Here is a 20332-nt window from a genome sequence, read left to right as displayed (position 1 = left end):
GAGGGCCTGGTTGGGTTCGGGGCTTCGCAGACGGCCTTGGAAGCCTGTTACCCTGCACAAGGCCCCATCGCCTACAAACCGAGGGCTGCCGACACAATCGCCCGCTGCTCCTTATCGTGCACCTTCTTAGATCCGACTGCAGGGCTGCTGGACTCCTCACGGGCCACCACGCTCAGGTGATGCCCGAACATCCGGTCGCCAAAGCGGGCCCGAATGAACCACCAGGCTCCCATGTTGGCGGGTTCCTCCTGCGTCCAGACCACTTCCGCCTTGGCCGAGTACAAAGCCAAAGCGGCCTCGAGCTCCTTTTGGGGGAAGGGATAAAGCTGTTCAAGGCGGATGATGGCCACATCCTCTTTGCCGGCTGCCCGACGGGCGGCCTCGAGGTCGTAGTAGACCTTGCCCGAGCAGAGCACGATGCGGCTAATTTTGGGGCTGGGGTTGCTGGAAAGCACCCGCTGAAACCGGCCATGGGCCAGCTCGTCGAGCCTCGAGACCGCGTCCGGGTTGCGCAAGAGGCTCTTGGGCGTCATGACGATCAGGGGTTTGCGCCAGGGGCGCACCACCTGGCGGCGCAGCAGGTGGAAATACTGGGCTGGGGTGGTGGGATAGACCACCTGCATATTGTCGTTGGAGCAAAGCTGGAGGAAGCGCTCGAGGCGGGCCGAGGAGTGCTCGGGGCCGCCACCTTCCATGCCGTGCGGCAACAGCAGCACAATACCCGACAAACGGCTCCACTTGGCCTCTGCCGAAGCGATGAACTGGTCAATGATCACCTGAGCGGTATTCACAAAGTCGCCGTACTGGGCCTCCCAGCCCACCAGCGCATCGGGCATGTCTAGGCTGTAACCGTATTCAAAACCCAGTACCCCTGCCTCGGAAAGGGCCGAGTTGTAGAGCTCGACTACGGCCTGCCCTTCTGCTAGATGGTTGGCAGGGATATATTTCGCACCCGAAAGGTAGTCGGTATAACCCCCGTGACGCTGGGTAAAGGTTCCACGCACCACGTCCTGACCGGATATGCGCACCCGGTAGCCCTCCACCGCCAGCGTCGCAAAGGCCAGCACTTCGGCCGAGGCCCAGTCCAGCGGTCGTTTACTGTGGCCCATCTCGCGGCGGCTCTCCACAAACTTGACCAGTTTAGGGTGCAGGTTGAAGCCCTCCGGCAGGCGGTTCAGGCCCTCCATCAGGGCCGAGAGCTTCTCCACGGGGACTCCGGTCTCGAGGTCGGGTACACCCTCCTCTGGGCCGCCCAGGTAACCCTTCCAGATCCCCCCACCCGCCGGCGGACGGGTGGGCGTGGGCTCCCGCCGGGCCCCCGAGAAAGCCGCTTCCATGGCCTCGAGGTACTCTTTGGACAGGGTCTCGCCCTCCTCACGGGTGTAAATGCCCTCGCCTTCAAGTTTGGTAAAGTAGCCCTGGTACAGCGGTTTTTTAGCTGCGATTCGCCGGTACATATCGGGCTGGGTAAAGCTGGGCTCGTCGGTCTCGTTGTGGCCTCGCTTGCGAAAGCCAATTAGGTCAATGAACACATCCCGCTTGAACTCCTTGCGGAATTCCATCGCCAGCTCCACCACCCCCACCAGCGCCTCGGGGTCTTCGGCGTTGACGTGGAAGATGGGCGACTCGAGCATCTTGGCAATTTCGGTGGAGTACCGCCCCGCGGTGTACTCGTGGGGCTCGGTGGTAAAGCCCACCTGGTTGTTGAGGATGATATGCACCGCCCCGCCCACGGTGTAAGCCTGCAGGCCGGAAATGTTCAGCGTTTCCTGCACGATGCCTTCCCCAATAAAAGCAGCATCCCCGTGAACCAGCAGCAACATGCCTTTCTCGCGCTTGTAGTCGCCAAAGCGGTCTTGCTTGGCCCGGGTGCGCCCCATGGCGACAGGCGCTACAAATTCCAGGTGCGAGGGGTTGAAGTTCAGGGAGAGGTGCACCTTGCCATTCGGGGTCGCCAGGTCGCCGGAGTAGCCCAGGTGGTACTTCACATCGCCGTGGTAGCCATCGGGAAAGTGCTCTTCGAACTCCAGAAAAATGTCCCGCATGGGCTTATTGACCACATTGGCCAACACGTTCAGACGACCCCGATGGGCCATCCCCATCACGATTTCCACCACCCCATGCTTGGCGGCATTCTCGATGGTCAGGTCGAGGAGGGGAATGAGGGATTCGGTACCCTCGAGGCTGAAGGTTTTGGCCCCCAGGTATTTCTTCTGTAGAAACTCCTCAAATAGTGTGGCCTGCATCAGGCGCTCGTAGATTTTCCTCTTTCGCTCCACGGTCGGGCGGGCAAACCCCGCCGCCAACCGAGCCTCGATCCAGTTGCGCACTGCGGGGTCGTCCAGATGGCCGTACTCGATACCTACCGTACCCCCGAAGCGGGCCTTGTACTGCTCCAGAACTGCCCGCAGGGTGGGCGCACCCAGCTCGATCGGAACCGGACGATCCAGGTCGGCCTCGCTCAGACCAAAAAAACTGGGGTCGAGTTCAGGTGGGGTTCGGCGCTCACGCTCCAGGGGATCAATCCGGGCCACCAAGTGGCCGCGTTCGCGGTAGGTACGCAAAAAGCGCACCGCCCGCAAGAAAAACGAGGCCAGTTCAGAAACCGAAGCCCCGTCCAGCGGTTCTCGCGGGGCCGCCGCGCCATTGCCGCTGGTTGGCTCAGCTTGTACGGCGTGGAAATAGCTCGACCACTCAGGGGGAATGGATGCCGGGTTTTGCTCGTACTCTTGGTACAGAGCCTCTAGAAAAGCCAGGTTCGAACTGTCTACTGCGCGTTCCATACTCACGGTTCTCTAGTCTACTAGGTTCTTCGGGGGCAAAAGGTGTCAGAACATAGTCAGAAGCCGTTGGAATCGCCATAAGAAGGCATTTTATCTTTGCAGCGATGCATCTCCTGGCTGAGCTAAAAATAGACGAAGACACCCTCGGTCTGGTCGTAGGTAAAAACGTTCAGGCGATTCCGCCAAAGCCGGAACCTAAAGGCAACGCAGTACAGAAGGCACTGCCCACTCGTGTAATACGCATTTCGGTAGTATCGTTCACTTTGACAAGCCTAAACGATACTACCGAAATGCTTTTCTACTCCCTTCGGTCGGCTTGAATCCTTCACCTCTGACTGCGTCCAACGCTGAAGGATTCAAGCGGAAGCGGTATCAGGGTACTCAAGCCAGGGTGTCCACTTGCGCAGCCGCCTCGAGGTCCAGCCGTGTCACGCCCCCCGCCGAGTGGGTCACGTAGGCTACTTTTACCCTGCCCCACATGATTTCAAGGCTATCAGGATGGTGGTTGGCTTTTTCGGCGTACAGAGCCACCTTAACCGCAAAAGCCACACATTCTGCATAGGTGTCGAAGGTAAAGGTCTTCTCTATCCGCCCCCCCACCAAGACCCACCCCGGAAGGTCTTGCAGGCCGTTCAAGATTTCGCCTTCATTTAGTTTGGTTGCCATAAAACCTTTCCTTTCTCCGTCTTGCGCTCGGCTTGCAATCTGAGGCCGAAGCCATGCCCCAGATCATTCTGGTTTGCAAGACCGCAAAAGAGTGTGCTATACTCCGCGATGGCGCTTTTTTTGGTTTGGTTCCCCGAGCCGCCCAAATAAAAGCAATTCACTATCTGCGACGGCGTTGGTAGGCGCTGGCGCACATCGGAGAAAGCAGTGTTCAAGACGTTTGTTCCTGAACCCAAAGAACCCGGTTGGGTACTGATTGATGCAGAGGGCCAGTCCATCGGACGGGTGGCCTCCAAGATCGCAGCGGTGCTGCGCGGCAAGCACAAGTCCGACTTCACCCCCAACATGGCTACCGGAGACTGCGTGGTGGTGATTAATGCCGACAAAGTGGTGCTCAAGGGTTCCAAGCCCCGCACCAAGGTATATACCCGCTACTCCGGCTACCCTGGCGGCCTCAAGCGCACTGTGGGGGCAGTCATGCTGGCCGAAAAGCCGGTTAAGGCCGTGGAGCACGCGGTCAAGGGGATGCTGCCCAAGGGCACCCTGGGCAACATTATGTTCCGCCGTCTTAAGGTCTACGCCGGAGCAAGCCATCCCCATGCGGCCCAAAAACCTGTCAAGATGGAGGTTGAATAATGGAGCAGTATTACGGCACGGGCCGTCGTAAAACCAGCGTAGCGCGGGTGTTCTTGCGCCCTGGCAGTGGCAAGGTCGAGATCAACGGCGTGGCTTTTGCCGACTATTTTGGTGGCCTGGTCAAGGCTGTATCGGCGCTCGAGCCTTTGCGCCGGGTGGATGTCAGCAACCGTTTTGATGCCTACATCACCGTAGAAGGCGGTGGCAAGGCCGGGCAGGTGGACGCTATCCAGCTCGGCATTGCCCGTGCGCTGGTCAACTATAACCCCGATTTGCGGGCCAAACTCAAACCCGCTGGGCTGCTTTCGCGCGACCCCCGCGAGGTCGAGCGCAAGAAGTACGGCAAGCACAAAGCCCGCCGGGCCCCTCAGTACAGCAAGCGCTAAGCCATCCGTATTATCAAATCCCCGCCCAGGTGGCGGGGATTGCTTATGCTTGGGCAAGAGAAAGACCTTATGCTGGAGTTATGGAGAAGACAGAGCTAAAGCGAATCGTGGATGCAAATGACTGGCTGTGGGAAAAGTGGTGGCCTACATTACTGGAGCTATCACCCGAGCAGACCCACCAGAAGGTGGGAGGTTCGTTTGACAGTGTGTTTGCCACTGCCGCCCACATGGTAGGGGCCGAGACGGTCTGGCTCGAGCGGCTACAGCACAACCCAGAAGCCACCTTCCCCCCTACCCCAGCCGAAATGCAGGGCTTGCGCGAGCACTGGCAGCAGTTGGCAGCCAGACGGCAGCAATGGCTGACCACAGCCGACCCCGAGGCAAAAATTACCTATCGCTTCACCGGCGGAACCGCCAGCAACAGCGTGGCCGAGATTGTACTGCACTTTACCAGCCACGCCCACTTCCACCGGGGCCAGTTGGCCAGCCAGCTCAGGTTGCTGGGCCTGCAACCTCCCTCGGTGCACTACATTGGGTTCTTCCGGCTCTAGCAAGTTCTTTGGTTCTCGTAGAGCAAGCCTTCATGTGCTCCGATCGTCCACAAGCAGCTCGAGCTGCACACCAGCTATTTTCCAACTGCCATCGGGCTGACGCTCCATCAGGTAGTAGGCCACAGCCTTTTTACCATCCAGGCCAACCAAATTGACCACCTGGCGAACTTGCTGCAGTGTACCCAGTGAGCGGCTTGCAGGGCCAAACTCCAGCTTTAGCGGGCGATAAATTTGCGCATACCCGGCCTTAACCATCTCGATAAAGCGCTCGGGGGTCTGGAAGACCTGACGAATGCCGGGAGCAGCAAAGGAAAAGGCCCGCACCGCATCATCTTTCCTGAAAGCCTCTATCTGGGCGCTGATGACAGCTTGGATGGCTGCCCGGTCTTGCGGAGGAACGTCTTGAAGGCGCTGGGCTTGTCCGCCTAACGAGACCAGCAAAACCACGGACATGAAAATTTTCATGCCCCAGTGTGCACCCTTAGGGTGCTGGCAATTTGTAGTAGTTCCTACTAAATTCGGTCAAAGTCCGTCAATGACAGCGCCAGTCTGGTAGTCTCGTCAAGCTGGTAGTATCCCCAGAGCCCATCGCATAGCGCCAATCGTCAATAGCCGATAGCCCCGGACACACTCGAGTCTTGGCTGCTGCCATCGGCAATAATCCAAATCTTTTGGCAAACGTAACCTCGAGTCAGCCAATCGACGACACATTCACGCTACGCTAGCCCTCTAGCGCAAAAAGTCCAGCACCGTCCGAGCAATTAGTTCGGTGCCCAGTGGTAGGGAACGCTCGTCGTCAATCCAGAAACCTGGGTGGTGATGGGCGCGGTTCTTGCCAGGGTCAGGGTCGCCGGCTCCCAACCAGAAATAGACTCCAGGACGACGGTTCAAAAACTCCGACATGTCATCCCCCCCCATCACCGGGGGCACCTCCAGCACAGCGGCTTCCCCAACCACCTGCCGAGCTACCTGGCTAAACCGCTCGACCATTACTGGATCGTTCACCACTGCAGGCGAACCCCGCAACCAGGTCACCTCGGCACTCCCTCCCATCGCAGCGGCAATCCCCTGGCTCAATTCCCCAATCCGGCGGATCAGTTTCTCTCGCAGGCCAGAGTCGAAGGTGCGAAGGGTACCCTTAAGTTCAGCCGTTTCGGGAATGATGTTATGGGCCCCTTCACCCGCCAAGACGGTAGCGATGGTAATCACCGCAGTGTGGATGGGGTCGGTCTCGCGACTGACCAGGCTTTGCAAAGCCACTATGATTTGAGAAGCCATCAACACCGTGTCCACTCCCTCATGGGGCATGGCTGCATGGGCCCCCTTTCCGCGCAGGTGGATGGTGAAAGCATCGGCTGCTGCCATGGAGGGGCCAGAACGCACACCTACCTTTCCAGCGGGCATCAGGCTGTAGAGGTGTAGCCCTACCACGGAGTCCACACCCTCCAAGACCCCGGCCTCCACCATCGGACGCGCACCCGAAACAATCTCTTCGGCAGGCTGGAAAGCAAAGCGTACTTCACCTTCAATTTGGTCCCTGAAGCGGGCCAAAACCGCCGCAACATGGGCCGCTATCGCCGCATGACCATCGTGTCCGCAAGCGTGCATGACCCCAGGGGTCTGGGAGCTGTAGTTCACTCCCGAGTCTTCCTGAATCGGTAGGGCGTCTATATCTGCCCGTACCAGCACGGTCTTGCCCGGTCGGGCTCCCTTCAGGCGGGCTACCACCCCCGTCTGGGCCACCCCTCGAGTCACTTCCAAGCCCAGCCCCTCCAAAAACGCCGCCAGCTTGGCACTGGTGCGAACTTCCTGGAATCCCAGTTCGGGATGGCGGTGAAAGTCACGGCGCATTTCGATCAGACTCGGCGTCAACTCGGCAATGGTTTCTTGGATGTTCATAGGCCCTAGTCAAACATCAGAAATCCTGGCCGTCAACTGTAGCCTTATACAGCTTTTGCCCCATCACCTTGAACTCGGTACATGATTTGCTAGACTTGGGGCAAGCTTTGCAAGACCAAACGCAAAGGAGCTACACTATGACCAGACCCTGGCTCAAACACTACGACAAAGGTGTCCCGGCGGATCTTCAGATTCCCGAGATCCCTCTTTGGAGGCTACTATCGGACACCGCCAAAAAGTACCCCGACCATGTGGCCCTGGAATTCATGGGCAGCGTAATGGGCTACCGCCAGCTCTGGGAAGCGGTGGAAAAGTTTGCCGGTGCGCTGAAGGCCCAGGGGGTTAGCCCAGGCGACCGGGTGGCCATCATGCTGCCCAACTGCCCACAGTTCGTGATTGCCTTTTATGGGACCCTGGTGGCCGGTGGGGTATGCGTGAATGTGAACCCCCTGTACACGCCCCGCGAACTGCGGCATCAACTTTCCGATGCCGGGGCCGAGACCCTGGTCATTCTGGATTTGCTCTGGCCCCGCTACGCCGAGATCGAACAGGAGGTGCCGGTTAAGCGGGTGTTCACCACCGGTATTCAGGACTATTTGCCCTTCCCCAAAAACCTGCTCTTTCCCATCAAGGCACGTCGAGAGAAGCGCTGGGTCAACCTCCCCCAGCACCCCAAGCGGCTCGACTTCAAAAAGACCCTCAAGACTGCTGCGCCCATCGCAGAGCCCTACCCGGCCCAGCCCGATGAGCTGGCCCTGCTGCAGTACACCGGTGGGACCACCGGCATCTCCAAGGGAGCCATGCTCACCCATCGCAACCTGGTCGCCAATACCTACCAGAGCATGGCCTGGGGGGGTGAAGAGGTCAAGGCGATGGAAGGCAAGGGGGTGATGCTGGGCGCGATTCCTTTTTTCCACGTCTACGGCATGACGGTCGCCATGAACTACGGTATCGCTGCGGGTTATAAAATCGTGCTGCTGCCCCGCCCCGAGGTCAAGCCCTGCATCGAGGCCATCGAAAAGCACGGGGTCACCCATTTTCCTGGCGTTCCAACGCTCTACATCGGCTTCAACAACTTCCCCAACATCGAAAAACGCAAGGTAGGCACGGTGCAGGTCTGTATCTCGGGTTCTGCCGCGCTGCCGGTTGAAGTCACCAAGAAATTCGAGCAGCTCACTGGCGGCAAGCTGGTAGAGGGATATGGCCTGACTGAAGCAGCCCCCTGCACCCACTGCAACCCCCTTACTGGAGAGCGCAAGATTGGCAGCATTGGGCTGCCCATGCCGGGCATTGATGCCAAGGTGTTGGACGAGAACCTGCGCGAAGTGCCGGTAGGTGAGGTGGGGGAACTGGCGCTACGCGGCCCCAACGTGATGCTGGGCTACTGGCAGCGACCCGAAGAAACCAACAAGACCATCAAAATTGACTGGCTGCTCACCGGTGACATGGCCACTATGGACGAAGACGGCTATTTTTACATCGTGGATCGCAAGAAGGACATGATTATTGCCGGTGGCTACAACATCTATCCCCGCGAGGTGGAAGAGGTGCTGTATGCCCATCCGGGCGTGGCCGAGGCCGCGGTGGTGGGGCTGCCAGACGAGTACCGGGGGGAGACCGTAGCGGCTTTTATCGTGCCAAAGGCGGGTCACAGCCTCACCAAAGAGGAGCTCGACAAATTCTGCCGCGACAACCTGGCAGCCTACAAGGTGCCGCGCATCTACGAGTTCCGCACTGAGTTGCCCAAGACCGCTGTGGGCAAGGTTCTGCGGCGAGAGTTGCGCGAGGCGGCCATCAAGGAGAGAACCAGGGTGGGAAGTTAGCGTCGGAACTCGAGGCCATCGTCGGCATTGAGCCGGGCAAAGGCCTCTTCATGCTTGCTGGTCGAGCAGTGTACGAAGTTTGATTAGGAAGCATCAAGCCAGCAGGATTGAGGAACAGGGCAGCACGGGCAGTTTCTAAGTGCTCCGGTAACTTAATTCCTGGGATGGATTTGGCTCCCTTAATATCTGGGAGTTGCTTTAAGTGCTTCATTTTGGGAACTTCACTGCATATCAATCTTTAACTTACCAGACCACTAAGCCGCTGTTTTGAAAACAATGACATTTACTAAGTTGCGCCGGGGTAAATTTGCCAAACCAGCGGAATCGGCAAGGCGTATCTGACGCAATTCCCCACTGATCTTTGGGGATCGGATCTCGCATTTCAACTATGGAGACACTTAGCACTTCAGACAAACGGTGGATAGCCTTATACTGCAAGGCGGGAACGCTTAACCGCTTCAGCAAAGGCTTGGGCGGCTGCATCCACCTCGGCTTGGGTGGTGAATCTTCCAATGCTGAAACGCACAGAAGCCTTGGCCTCAGCCTTGCTGCGTCCAATGGCAGTTAAGACATGGGAGGGCTCTAGGCTCCCGCTGGCACACGCCGAGCCGGAAGAAGCCGACACGCCCATCATATCCAGGTTGAGCAAAAGCCCTTCCCCATCTGCCCCTCTAGCAGTCACGTTGACGTGCTTGGGGCTTCTCAGGGTGGGATGACCATTCAACTCGACCTCGGGTAGTGCCAGGAGTTGGGTCTCCAGGCGTACCCTCAGGCTCAGCAGTTTTTGCGGCTCTTGAGGTAAAACCATGGTGGCTTTTTCGGCAGCCAGTCCCATCCCATAGACTGCAGGTAGGTTCTCGGTTCCCCCCCGGTAGCCTTGTTCTTGCTTACCGGGCATCAGGGGAAACAGCTCGATTCCCTTGCGAATATAGAGCGCACCCACGCCTTTGGGGCCGTAAAACTTGTGAGCAGCAGTTGAGATTAAGTCGGCTCCCAAGTCCTCAACCCGGCTGGGCACAGTGCCAAAAGCCTGTACCGCATCGGTATGAAAAAGCACACCCTTGGAGCTACAAAGCTCAGCGATGGCTTTTACGGGATATACCGTGCCAATCTCGTTGTTGACCGCTATTACCGAGACCAGAATGGTGTCGGGCCGCAGGGCTTCGGCCACTTGTTCTGGGTAAATCAACCCGGCAGCATCGGGTTGCAGCAGGGTGGACTCAAACCCCAGACGCTCGAGGTTTTTGAGTGCGGTTAGGACCGCCGAATGTTCAATCTGGGTACTGACAATATGGCCCCGGCCCTTAGATAGCGCCACCCCCAAAATCGCCAGTGCATCGGACTCCGTACCCCCCGCCGTTAGAATCAGTTCACGGGGCCTACACCCCAGGGCCTTGGCTATGCGCTCGCGGCCCTCTTCCAACCAGTGACGCGCCTCCCGGCCCGCTGCATGAATCGAACTGGGGTTGCCAAAAATCTCCCAAACCCGCTCCATCCCGGCTTTCACTTCGGGATCAAGTGGGGTGGTGGCAGCGTAATCGAGGTAGATCATCACAGGGTTCAGCGAGCCCGGCACCTGGCTTAGGGTAGAGGCACCCCAGAACCCGGAGCCCTGAATCCAGCGCCCTGAGGTTCGATCTGGATTAGCTTGCGAGCCTCAATTTGTTTGCGTTCCTCAATGAGATCTTTCAGCGTGGTGTACAGCAACACCCCTCGCATGGCATCGTCCACTTTTTTCCACAGGGTTTCGGTGGAGCAGTTGCCAGTTTGCCAACAGGATTGCGGGTCCTCTAGGCAGGTGACCGGCGCAAGGCTGCCTTCTAGAGCCTCCACTACCTCCAAAGCCGTAATTTTTTCCACTGGACGGCCCAGTTTGTACCCGCCTTTGGCCCCGCGCACACTCCGGATGAAACCCGAACGACGCAACTGAGCCGCGATCTGCTCTAAATAATGCTGACTGATGCCCTGAGCGTCGGCTACATCTTTGAGTGGAACCGCCATCGGCTGGCGCAGCCCGATTTCCACCAGGGCCCGCAGCCCGTATTGCGCTTTGGTTGAAACCCACATAGACAAAGTATAAACTCCCAAATCCCGTATGGAAAAGTAGGATTTACACTTTTAAGCTGACTCAAAACTTGCACCTAAGAATTCCATGCAGGAATCCTCGAGCTCCCATCACTGAGCACCGGTCATTCTGACGAAGGAGGAATCTGATACAGCACAGAAACAGGCGATTTCCTTGACCGCGCCCCAACAGATTCTTCGGCCAACTACGCCTCGTAATGACGGGTTTTTATGCCTGATGTTGCCCCGTTTGCGCGGTTTTGTATAACCGCAAGTTATAAGGCCGCTGAATCCTTCTCGCTTCAAGAACAACCGCTCCACAAAGAGCAGTAATCCTGCATTTTGCAGGATGTGCACTCACAACACAAGCTTTTTTTGACTTTTCAGGCATCTTCTATCCGTCGCTTTGCACTATCCGCGCATCGGAGAGGGGGGTAGGTAGAATCGCAAAAGGTATTGGCCTGGCTAAGGTAAGGTGATTGTTTTTCAAAGCGGTGCCCCATTTAGGTCTTCTGAACACCGCATTCAGCGTGGCTTTTGTTGCGCTGCTCGCATCAGTATCATAGATGCAGCGATTACTATCCGGGAGCGCCTAAGTCTATGTCCAAGAAAACCCCTATCAAACGCCTTTCCTCCAATTCATTGTCTAAAAAAGAGCTGGATCGTCGGCTCAAAGAGGCCACCATGCTCAAGCAGATCGTGGCCACTTCGGGGGCACCGCTGGATCCACTGACCGTACTAAACGTTATTTGTAGCGAGCTTACCGCCGTGGTGGGGGTACAGCATGCAGGGTTTGCCCGGCTTTCGGAGGATGGGCGCTACTTGACGATTGTTTCGGAATTCGGCGCAGGTCAGGCCCGCAACACCCACGACCGGATTCCCCTCGAGGGCAACGAGGTCAGCTTACAGGTTCTGCGTGAGCGCAGGCCGGTCTCGGTGCTGGATGCCCAGAACGACCCTCGCATGGGTGCGGGTCGTGAGGTGGCCAAGCGCTTTGGCGTGGTCTCGATGCTGCTGGTACCCATCCTGGCTGGCGACCGGGTGCTGGGAACTTTGGGGCTGGACAGTTATGAGCCCAGGGACTTCAGCCCAGATGAGATTGAGATCGTGATGGCGGCCTCGAGGGCCGCCGCGCCCTTGCTGGAGAATGCCCAGCTCTTCGAGCAATTGCGCAGCGAACTGGCCGAGCGAAAGCGAGCCGAGTGGGAACTCAGGCAGTCCAGAGCCCTTTACCAGGAGCTGGTCAACTCACTGGGTGGCATCGTCTGGGAGGCCGAATTCCAGAAAGACACCCTGGTCTTCACCTTCGTCAGCCGACAGGTGGAGCGGGTGTTGGGATATCCGGTAGAGCGGTTTTTGGGCCCTCGGGAAGAGAGCGTCTGGCCCAGGGTGCTATACCCCATTGACTTCGAGATGGTCTCGCAACGCCTGCGCAATCTGTCGGTTGCTTTAGAAACCACCGAGATTGAGTACCGGGCTTTTGACAAAAACGGGCATATGCACTGGTTCCAGGACCGGGTAAGCGCCTTGCAAGAACCCACTGGCAACGTCCGGCTGCGCGGGCTGATTGTGGATGTGACCGACCACAAGCGGGCGGTTCGTCTCGAGCGTGACCGCAACCTGGCCCTGGAGATGATTGCGCGGGGGGCGGAGCTCGAGGACATCCTCACCGCTACCATAGAAATGCTCAGCTCGCAGCTACCCGAAGTAGCCTGTGCGATCCAGATTGCCAAGAGCGAAAACCTCAACACCATTGCCAGCCACGGCCTGCCCGAGGTGGTACGGCATTTTCTGGAGACCAGCCCCATTGGCCCCTTTGGCCACAACGCAGCGGAGGGCGGGATATCCGAGGTCGAAAACCTCGACCTCAAAGACAACCTCCCACCCGAGATACGCCGGGCGCTGCTGGTGGCCGGGTTCCGGCATGGCCTTACCCTGCCCATCCGCACCAAGGAAGGGATTCTGGGGGCCCTGAGCGTGCTGGGACCAACCCCGTTGGAGTCCGACAGCCGCGCCATCCACGCCACCGCCGATCTGGCCGCCATCGCCGTGGACCGTCAGGCCCTAATCGAGGAGCTGGAATACCAGGCCACCCACGATGTCCTGACCAGACTACCCAACCGCCTGCTCTACCAGGAACGCCTGCTTCAGGCCATGGCTCGAGCCCAGGAAAAAGACCGACTGGTAGGGGTGATTTATATTGACCTGAACGGGTTCAAGCAGGTCAACGATACCTTTAGCCATGCCACCGGCGATGAACTGCTGCGCAGCATCGCCCGCCAGCTCAGCCTTTCGGTGCGGGCCTCCGACTCGGTAGCCCGGCTGGGCGGCGACGAGTTTGGGGTGATTCTGGCCGACCTTCCTTCGGTGGAAATGGCCGAACGCCTGGTCGAAAAAATCGCCCACGAGGTCAATACCAGTGTGCGCATTGGCAACCGCGCCCTCGAGGTCACCGCCTCGATTGGCCTGGCTATCTACCCGCGCGACGGCAGTGACCCCGATACCCTCTACCGCCATGCCGACCGAGAAATGTACAAAGCCAAGGGGCTTGAGGCCAAAAAAACTATAGGATAGCGTCAGCGCGGAGATAGAAAAGCAGAATAAACCTTTGTGGCACGTCATATGAAATCCTTTTGATTCATTCCCCTAATATCCCACTGGCCACCAGTGAAATAGGGTGTAGCCCTGGGTAAGCGCTGGCTGAGTCAGATGTTGTTGCAGTTGGAGTTCCAACCAGGGCGGCGCTGATGTTGGGCCAGTTGCATGGCTCCATTCTAGTAGAAAGAGTCTTGGAGATTTATTATCAGACTCACGCTAGAGCCTCCCCTGCGCTGTAGGGGTGGACTTTATGATGCCGCCCGGCTGATTGACGGGTTTTCAACCTTCGACTCAGCTTTTTAGCTTGTTGGATAACTTCGAACTGACGTTGGGATAAAACCGATTCTGCTGATAACTGAACCAAAAGAGACCCCCTGTCGCACCCCGGAGCCGGAACCTATCCGGCATAGCAAGTGAGGGGCGCTTGATGCGCCACCCGCGCCCAAAGTTCCTATAAGAACAAAGTCCCGGACGGCCGAACCCCGGCTAGCATGGCGGCTGCTTCCCGCCCGAGCAGTGCCCCAACCACGTTTCCGGTTCCACTGTAGCCCCCAATGGCCCAGACTGCGGGGCGCACCTCCTCGACAATAGGCAAACCGGTCTGGGTGTAGGCCACCGAGGCTGCCCAGCGGTGGGTGATAGGGGCCTGGATCCCCAGTTGAGCAAGGAGACGCTCGAGGTGCTGCTGCACCTTTTCACTGGGCGCATCCTGGGTTGTCCACTCCTCTTCGCCCCCCGCATCGCGCATACCACCCAGGGCTAGGCGTCCGTCGGGCAACTGCTGCCAGTAGTCGTAGCCCCAGCGCCGGTAGACCGGTCGGGTAAACCGTACCTCCACAGGCGCGGTTGCAAGCATCTGTAAGCGGGCGGTGCGGATTTGGCCTTCCAGTTCGGGGAACAAACGCTCGAGCTTGCCATCCACCGCCACCAGTACCTTCTGGCAGTGCACCCGCCCCCTAGGGGTTTGCACCTCCCGGCCGGAAACTCGTAGGGCCGGGCTGTATTCAAAAAGCCTTGCACCGGCTTGTAGGGCTCGTTCTGCCAGGGTTCGGCAGCGCAGCAGAGGGTTGAAGGCGGCATCGCTGGGAATCAGCAAACCCTCCCCTTCTGGCCCGCTATAGGGCTCTGCCGGGAAGCCATCGGCCCGCAAGGCGTGCAGATGGGCCTCGCAGTCTTGCAGTTCGTCCGCAGAAGCCGCGATGCGCAGGGAGCCTACCTGGCGGATGGCCTCGGGCGTCTCTTCCTTCATTCGAGCGATCTGCTCGAGGGTCGCTTGGTACACGCGACGGGCAAAATCGCGCCCCTGCTCGGCCACAGTCTGGTGGTAGAACTTGGCCAACCCGGCCAGCAAAAACCCGCCGTTGCGCCCCGCCGCGCCCCCCGCTACCGGGGCCGCATCCAGGCCCGCCACACTTCGGCCTAGCCGCAACAACTCGTGGATTGCCGCTAGCCCCGAGCCACCCAGCCCCACCACGCAAATCTCGGCCTCGAGGTCGCCTTCCAGGCTGGGCAAACCCGGCCAGTTTCCATCGTCCCAAACAGGCATGTTCACCCCATCAGCATAGCCAATTGCCCGCCGAGAGCCCACACACAAAAAAAGCTGGACTTTCAATGTCCAGCCCGTGACAGTTGGTGGAGGCGAAGGGATTTGAACCCCCGACCTTGTCCTTGCAAAGGACCTGCTCTCCCGCTGAGCTACGCCCCCGTACGGCACTTTGCGTGGCTCGCACCACGAAAGCATTAGGGAGTATAGCAGCGCCGCGGACTTCCGTAAAGAGCGGGTATCGGCTATACTCCTCATTTGGGTGTGCCGCTGGGCCCTCCGAGGTTAGGGAACGGTACTCGGAAAAAGGCCAGAAACGCACAAATGAACGCCCACTCCAACCGTCCCGCTAGGAGAAAATATGGCTGCAAACGTAAGCATCAAAGAACTGCTCGAGGCCGGTGTGCACTTCGGTCACGAGACCAAGCGCTGGAACCCCAAGATGAAGCGCTACATCTACGCCGAGCGCAATGGGATTTTCATCATTGACCTGCAAAAAAGCATGGTTGAGCTCGAGCGCACCTTCAAGTACGTGCAAGACTTGGCCATGCGGGGCGCTACCATTCTGTACGTGGGCACCAAGAAGCAAGCCCAGGAAATCATCCAGCAGGAAGCCGACCGGGCCGGTATGCCCTACGTCAACCAGCGCTGGCTGGGGGGTATGCTGACCAACTTCCGCACCATCACGGCCCAGGTCAACCGCCTCTCGGAGCTCGAGGCCCTCTTCGCCTCCGACGAGATCAAGGAGCGGGTCAAGACCGAGCAGGTGCAGCTCCAGCACGAGCTCGAGCGTCTGCAAAAGAACCTGGGAGGCTTCCGCAAGCTGCGCCGCCTGCCCGACGCCATCTTTGTGGTAGACCCCACCAAAGAAGCCATTGCGGTCAAGGAAGCCCGCAAGCTGGGCATTCCGGTCATCGCCCTGGCCGATACCGACTCCGACCCGGATGTGTGCGACTACATCGTGCCCGGCAACGACGACGCCATCCGCTCGATTCAGTTGGTGGTCAGCCGCATGACCGACCTGATTGTCGAGGCCCGTGGAGGCGGGCGCGAAATTCCCGCCGCCGAAGCCGCCAGTCCTGTAGCCGAAGCCTAAAACAGGCGGCAGGACACTAAACAGTGACTGCATAAACGAATCAAACCCAAAGACAAGGACCCACCATGACGCAACTCGAGCAAATCAAAAAACTACGCGAACAAACCGGCGCCGGCATGACCGATGTCAAGAAGGCCCTGGAAGATGCCGGCTGGGACATGGAAAAAGCCACCACCCTGCTGCGTGAGCGGGGGGCCCTCAAGGCCGCCAAGAAAGCCGACCGCGAGGCCCGCGAAGGCATCATCGGTTCGTATATTCATCACAACCAGCGGGTAGGGGTGCTGGTTGAGCTGAACTCCGAGACCGATTTTGTAGCCCGCAACGAAGAGTTCCAGCGCCTGGCCAAGGATATCGCCATGCACATCGCCATGGCCAACCCCCGCTATGTCAGTATCGAAGAGGTTTCGCAAGAAGACCTCGAGAAAGAAAAGGCCATCTACATCCAGCAGCTCCTCAACGAGGGCAAGCCGCAAAACATCGCCGAAAAGGCCGCCGAAGGCCGCATGAAAAAGTTCTACGAAGAGATGGTGCTTTTAGAGCAGCCCTTCGTCAAGGACGACAAAGTCAAGGTAGGCGAGCTCATCAAGGCCGCCGTTGCCAAGATTGGCGAGAACATTCAGGTCAAGCGTTTTAGCCGATTTGAAGTAGGAGCCTAGGCTATGAAGGGCAAGGGTCGAGAGTCGAGAGGCTTTCGACCCTTTATCTATTGGGGCAGGAGCCGGCTTGGGCCCGTAATAAAGGCGGCATACAACCACAAAGGCAACACATCGTCGCAGGGGGGGCCAGATGAAATATAAGCGGGTTTTGCTCAAACTTTCGGGTGAATTTCTGAGCGGAAATGGGTTTGGGATCCAGCCCGAAGCCACCAAAGCGCTGGCCCAGGAGGTGGCCAAGGCCCATCAACTGGGTGTGCAGGTGGCAATTGTGGTGGGAGGCGGAAATTTCTGGCGTGGAGCAAGGCAGGGGGTAGGCATGGATCGGGCCAGCGCAGATTACATCGGCATGTTGGCCACCATCATGAACGCCCTAGCGTTGCAGGATGCGCTCGAGTTTATCGGAGTACCCACCCGCGTCCAAACCTCCCTGACCATCCAGCAGGTGGCCGAGCCGTACATCCGCCGCCGGGCCATCCGACACCTGGAAAAGGGCCGGGTGGTAATTTTTGGGGGCGGCACCGGCAACCCCTATGTCACCACCGACACCGCCGCCGCCCTGCGCGGCCTGGAAATGAACGTAGATGCTGTGCTGATGGCCAAAAACAAGGTAGACGGGGTTTACAGTGATGACCCCCGCAAGAATCCCGCTGCCATTAAGTTCGACGAGCTAACCTACCACCAAGCCCTCGTAGAGGGATTGCAGGTAATGGATGCCACCGCCATGGCCTTGTGTCAAGAGCAGAATATGCCCATCGTGGTTTTTGATATGTTCACGGAGGGTAATCTGGAAAAGATTATCAAAGGCGAGCAGGTGGGCACCCTGGTGCATAGCTAGGTATAAAAACCAATGGTCATCTACCAACGACTAAAGCCCGTTGCCCTAGCAAGATTTGGGCAATTTAGGGGTAAGCTACCTGAGGACTAAGGAGGCGATCATGCTCAAAGACCTCTACACCGAAACCAAGCAGCACATGCAGAAATCGCTGGAAGCCCTCGAGCACCATCTGGCCACCATGCGCACTGGGCGAGCCAATCCGGCCATTCTCGCCAACATCAAAGTCGAGTATTACGGCTCGGCCATGCCGCTCAACCAGGTAGGCACGGTATCCTCGCCCGATCCGCGCACCCTGGTGGTGCAGTCTTGGGATCCCAGCATGCTCAAAGAGATCGAGAAGGCCATCCGCGACTCCGACCTGGGCCTCAACCCCACCAACAAGGGCGACGCTTTGTACATCAACATTCCAGTTCTGACCGAGGAGCGCCGCAAAGACCTGGTCAAATCGGTCAAACACTACGCCGAAGAAGCCAAAATTGCCGTGCGCAACCACCGGCGCGAAGCCCTCGACAAAGCCAAGAAACTGGAAAAGGAAAAGCATCTCTCCGAGGACGACATCAAGCGCGCCGAGGTTGAAATCCAGAAGATTACCGACGAATACATTCACAAGATTGACGATATTCTGCACAAGAAGGAGCAGGAAATCCTGGGTGGCTAGGAGCCTTTGAACCCCCTTGACCATACCAGGCCTTGCTTTGGCATTTTCAAAAGTGCTCAAACCTCTGCTGATAGGCTGTAACCGTGCAGCACCCGGAACACAAGTCCGACCCCTCATTACCTACCCGTATAACCTCGTCGCTTATCGGGGTGATGGTGCTTTTCGCAGTGATCTGGGAGGGGCGGATTTTTCTTTTTCTGGCGCTGGTTTTTATTCTTGTATTAGGCTCGCTCGAGCTGCGCTACATGCTGCGCAACAAGGGCATTGAGCTCAACATGGCCTTTTTAATCGGGGGGGGGCTGGTGATGCTCCTGTTCAGCTTGCCCCAACTCCACAACGCCTACCCAGGTGTACCCTGGCGGGAAATTGCCCTGGGTTTGGTGCTGATTGGCGCGTTCAGTTCGGAGCTGATCGTGGGTGCCAACATCCAGCGGTTCGCCTACAGTCTGATGGCTTTTCTGTACCTGCCCTGGACGCTGGGATTCTTCCTGCTTCTGCGCCACTCGCCCGACGGCAACGTGGGGTTATGGATTCTGGCCCTGCCGCTCATCACCAGTTTTGCCAACGACATCGGGGGCTATTTTGTGGGGCGCTACCTGGGAAAACGTAAACTGGCCCCTACCATCAGCCCCGGCAAAACCGTGGAGGGCTCGATTGGCGGGATCGCCACCAGCTTACTGCTGCTTTTTCTTTTTACCACCATCGTGCGCTCGGCCTATCCCGAGAGCCCTTTTGCCCTGTTCAGGCCGGTAGAGCTGTTTGTGGTCAACCTGGTGCTCTCGTTTGCCGCCCAGCTCGGCGACCTGACCGAGTCCATGCTCAAGCGCTACTGTGGGGTCAAAGACTCCGGCTACTTCCTACCCGGCCATGGGGGGCTCCTGGATCGGCTGGACTCGCACCTGTTCACGGTTCCGCTCACCTACTACCTCCTCACCATTTTTATTTGAGGCCAAATCGCCTCGGGTTACAGACCTCGCCCGCCAAACCGGTACACTGGCAAGAAGATGAACGATAACCCCAAACGCATTGTGGTGCTGGGCTCTACCGGCTCCATCGGCACCCAGACCCTGGATGTCTGCCGCTGGCGGGGCTACCGGGTGGTGGGGCTGGTGGCTGGGAAAAACCTGGAGCTGCTGTCCCAGCAGATTGCCGAGTTTCGGCCCGAGGTGGTGGCTGCCGACCCGGCCATTCAACCCGAGCTCAAAGCCCGCTTTCCCGGTTTGCGCACCGCCGACGCCCTCGAGGTGGCCGCCTGGCCGGCCGAGGTGGTGGTGGGGGCCATACCGGGCCTGGCCGGTCTGCCGGGGGTACGGGTGGCGGTGCAACAAGGCCGCCGTCTGGCCCTGGCCAACAAGGAGAGCATGGTGGCCGCAGGGCCGCTCTTGTGGCAGGAGGCTGAGCGCAGCAAAGCCGAAATTATCCCGGTGGACTCGGAGCACTCGGCTTTGTTCCAGAGTCTTTTGGGCGAGCCATTGGACGACGTGGCCGAGCTGATTCTCACAGCTTCTGGCGGGCCTTTTTTACGCGAGCCCGCCGACCTTTCCAGCGTCACCCCCCAGATGGCCCTCCAGCACCCCCGCTGGAAGATGGGGCCCAAGGTGACCATTGACTCCTCCACGCTTTTCAACAAGGGCCTCGAGGTGCTGGAAGCCGTGCAGTTGTTCAAAGTGCCCATCGAAAAGGTCAAGGTGCAGATTCACCCCCAGTCGTATGTGCATTCGATGGTGCGCTTCCAGGACGGCAACCTCAAGGCCCAGCTCGGCCCCACCGATATGCGGCTGGCCATCCAGTACGCCCTCACCCACCCCCAAAGGCCCCCCACCCCCCTGCGCGAGGCCCCCATCCCCGAGCGGCTGGAGTTTTACCCGCCGGATACCGCCCGCTTCCCGGCCCTGGCCCTGGCTTACGAGGCCGGTCGGATGAGCGGGCTGGCCCCGGTGGTGCTCAACGCGGCAGACGAAATCGCAGTAGAGGCCTTTTTAAAGGGGCAGATCGGCTACCTCGAGATCCCCAAGGTGTTGGAAAAAGTGTTGCAGCAGACTCCAGGGGGCGCGCTAACCTGGGACAATATCCACCAGGCTGACCTCGAGGCCCGCCGGTGGGCCCGGGAATACCTGAAGATAAAGGTCTAGCATAAT

Annotated in this window: 18 protein-coding genes and 1 tRNA gene; 11 read left to right on the top strand and 8 right to left on the bottom strand. The window is 58.7% G+C overall.

The annotated features are described in order from the left end of the window. Positions 1-71 precede the first annotated feature (71 nt). Both WKI89_RS11100 and WKI89_RS11095 read right to left on the bottom strand, forming a co-directional pair. On the bottom strand, positions 72-2783 hold the full coding sequence (locus WKI89_RS11100; RefSeq protein WP_337869691.1) for a 2-oxoglutarate dehydrogenase E1 component: 2712 nt from the start codon (positions 2781-2783) through the stop codon (positions 72-74). A 381-nt stretch (positions 2784-3164) separates the two neighbouring features. Further along, positions 3165-3449 carry a 4a-hydroxytetrahydrobiopterin dehydratase gene (locus tag WKI89_RS11095; RefSeq protein WP_337869627.1) on the bottom strand — a complete coding sequence of 95 codons (285 nt, stop codon included), beginning with the start codon at positions 3447-3449 and terminating at the stop codon, positions 3165-3167. 207 nt (positions 3450-3656) lie between these two features. Here WKI89_RS11095 and rplM point away from each other — a divergent pair, with 207 nt between their 5' ends. From rplM to WKI89_RS11080, 3 genes are all read left to right on the top strand, one after another. Beyond that, positions 3657-4085 carry a 50S ribosomal protein L13 gene (gene rplM, locus WKI89_RS11090; RefSeq protein WP_337869626.1) on the top strand — a complete coding sequence of 143 codons (429 nt, stop codon included), beginning with the start codon at positions 3657-3659 and terminating at the stop codon, positions 4083-4085. Beyond that, positions 4085-4471 carry a 30S ribosomal protein S9 gene (rpsI, locus tag WKI89_RS11085; RefSeq protein WP_337869623.1) on the top strand — a complete coding sequence of 129 codons (387 nt, stop codon included), beginning with the start codon at positions 4085-4087 and terminating at the stop codon, positions 4469-4471. The genes rplM and rpsI overlap by 1 nt, the downstream gene beginning before the upstream one ends. An 80-nt stretch (positions 4472-4551) precedes the next feature. Continuing rightward, a complete protein-coding gene (locus WKI89_RS11080) occupies positions 4552-5022 on the top strand; it encodes a DinB family protein (protein WP_337869622.1) in 471 nt (156 codons plus the stop codon). A 30-nt stretch (positions 5023-5052) separates the two neighbouring features. Here WKI89_RS11080 and WKI89_RS11075 read toward each other — a convergent pair whose 3' ends face one another. Beyond that, positions 5053-5487: a DUF4864 domain-containing protein gene (locus tag WKI89_RS11075; protein ID WP_337869621.1), complete on the bottom strand. Its 435-nt coding sequence runs from the start codon at positions 5485-5487 to the stop codon at positions 5053-5055. A 264-nt stretch (positions 5488-5751) separates the two neighbouring features. Then, positions 5752-6921: an amidohydrolase gene (locus WKI89_RS11070; RefSeq protein WP_337869619.1), complete on the bottom strand. Its 1170-nt coding sequence runs from the start codon at positions 6919-6921 to the stop codon at positions 5752-5754. A gap of 137 nt (positions 6922-7058) precedes the next feature. On the opposite strand from WKI89_RS11070, the gene WKI89_RS11065 reads away from it, so the two are divergent. Continuing rightward, positions 7059-8744 (top strand): long-chain fatty acid--CoA ligase, encoded by a 1686-nt coding sequence (locus WKI89_RS11065; RefSeq protein ID WP_337869618.1) that lies wholly within the window; start codon positions 7059-7061, stop codon positions 8742-8744. A 427-nt stretch (positions 8745-9171) separates the two neighbouring features. Here the strand turns inward: WKI89_RS11065 and WKI89_RS11060 are convergent, their stop codons facing one another. Beyond that, positions 9172-10296, bottom strand: coding sequence for a cysteine desulfurase family protein (locus tag WKI89_RS11060; protein ID WP_337869689.1), 1125 nt, complete (start codon positions 10294-10296; stop codon positions 9172-9174). Positions 10297-10325: 29 nt separating this feature from the next. Further along, the gene (locus WKI89_RS11055; RefSeq protein WP_337869616.1) at positions 10326-10811 is read right to left on the bottom strand and encodes an Rrf2 family transcriptional regulator; all 486 of its coding nucleotides are present in this window, start codon (positions 10809-10811) and stop codon (positions 10326-10328) included. A 597-nt stretch (positions 10812-11408) separates the two neighbouring features. Between WKI89_RS11055 and WKI89_RS11050 the strand changes: the two genes are divergently transcribed. Further along, positions 11409-13382 carry a diguanylate cyclase gene (locus WKI89_RS11050; RefSeq protein ID WP_337869614.1) on the top strand — a complete coding sequence of 658 codons (1974 nt, stop codon included), beginning with the start codon at positions 11409-11411 and terminating at the stop codon, positions 13380-13382. Between the two features lie 475 nt (positions 13383-13857). Here the strand turns inward: WKI89_RS11050 and WKI89_RS11045 are convergent, their stop codons facing one another. Continuing rightward, a complete protein-coding gene (locus tag WKI89_RS11045) occupies positions 13858-14952 on the bottom strand; it encodes an FAD-binding oxidoreductase (protein ID WP_337869612.1) in 1095 nt (364 codons plus the stop codon). A gap of 84 nt (positions 14953-15036) precedes the next feature. Beyond that, positions 15037-15111 (bottom strand) — tRNA-Ala (locus WKI89_RS11040). Positions 15112-15310: 199 nt separating this feature from the next. On the opposite strand from WKI89_RS11040, the gene rpsB reads away from it, so the two are divergent. The 6 genes from rpsB (at position 15311) to dxr (ending at position 20326) form a co-directional block, all read left to right on the top strand. Then, complete coding sequence (gene rpsB, locus WKI89_RS11035) at positions 15311-16045, top strand: 30S ribosomal protein S2 (RefSeq protein ID WP_337869610.1); 735 nt, start codon at positions 15311-15313, stop codon at positions 16043-16045. Positions 16046-16110: 65 nt separating this feature from the next. Next, positions 16111-16701, top strand: coding sequence for a translation elongation factor Ts (tsf, locus tag WKI89_RS11030; RefSeq protein ID WP_337869608.1), 591 nt, complete (start codon positions 16111-16113; stop codon positions 16699-16701). Positions 16702-16831: 130 nt separating this feature from the next. Continuing rightward, on the top strand, positions 16832-17536 hold the full coding sequence (gene pyrH / locus WKI89_RS11025; RefSeq protein ID WP_337869606.1) for a UMP kinase: 705 nt from the start codon (positions 16832-16834) through the stop codon (positions 17534-17536). Between the two features lie 97 nt (positions 17537-17633). Beyond that, positions 17634-18194, top strand: coding sequence for a ribosome recycling factor (frr, locus tag WKI89_RS11020; protein ID WP_337869688.1), 561 nt, complete (start codon positions 17634-17636; stop codon positions 18192-18194). A gap of 83 nt (positions 18195-18277) precedes the next feature. Continuing rightward, a complete protein-coding gene (locus WKI89_RS11015) occupies positions 18278-19141 on the top strand; it encodes a phosphatidate cytidylyltransferase (protein ID WP_337869604.1) in 864 nt (287 codons plus the stop codon). A 57-nt stretch (positions 19142-19198) separates the two neighbouring features. After that, positions 19199-20326 carry a 1-deoxy-D-xylulose-5-phosphate reductoisomerase gene (gene dxr / locus WKI89_RS11010; RefSeq protein ID WP_337869603.1) on the top strand — a complete coding sequence of 376 codons (1128 nt, stop codon included), beginning with the start codon at positions 19199-19201 and terminating at the stop codon, positions 20324-20326. Positions 20327-20332 lie beyond the last annotated feature (6 nt).

This window comes from Meiothermus sp. (assembly GCF_037443965.1).
Lineage (GTDB): Bacteria > Deinococcota > Deinococci > Deinococcales > Thermaceae > Meiothermus.
This window is presented reverse-complemented; position numbering and strand designations above follow the sequence as displayed.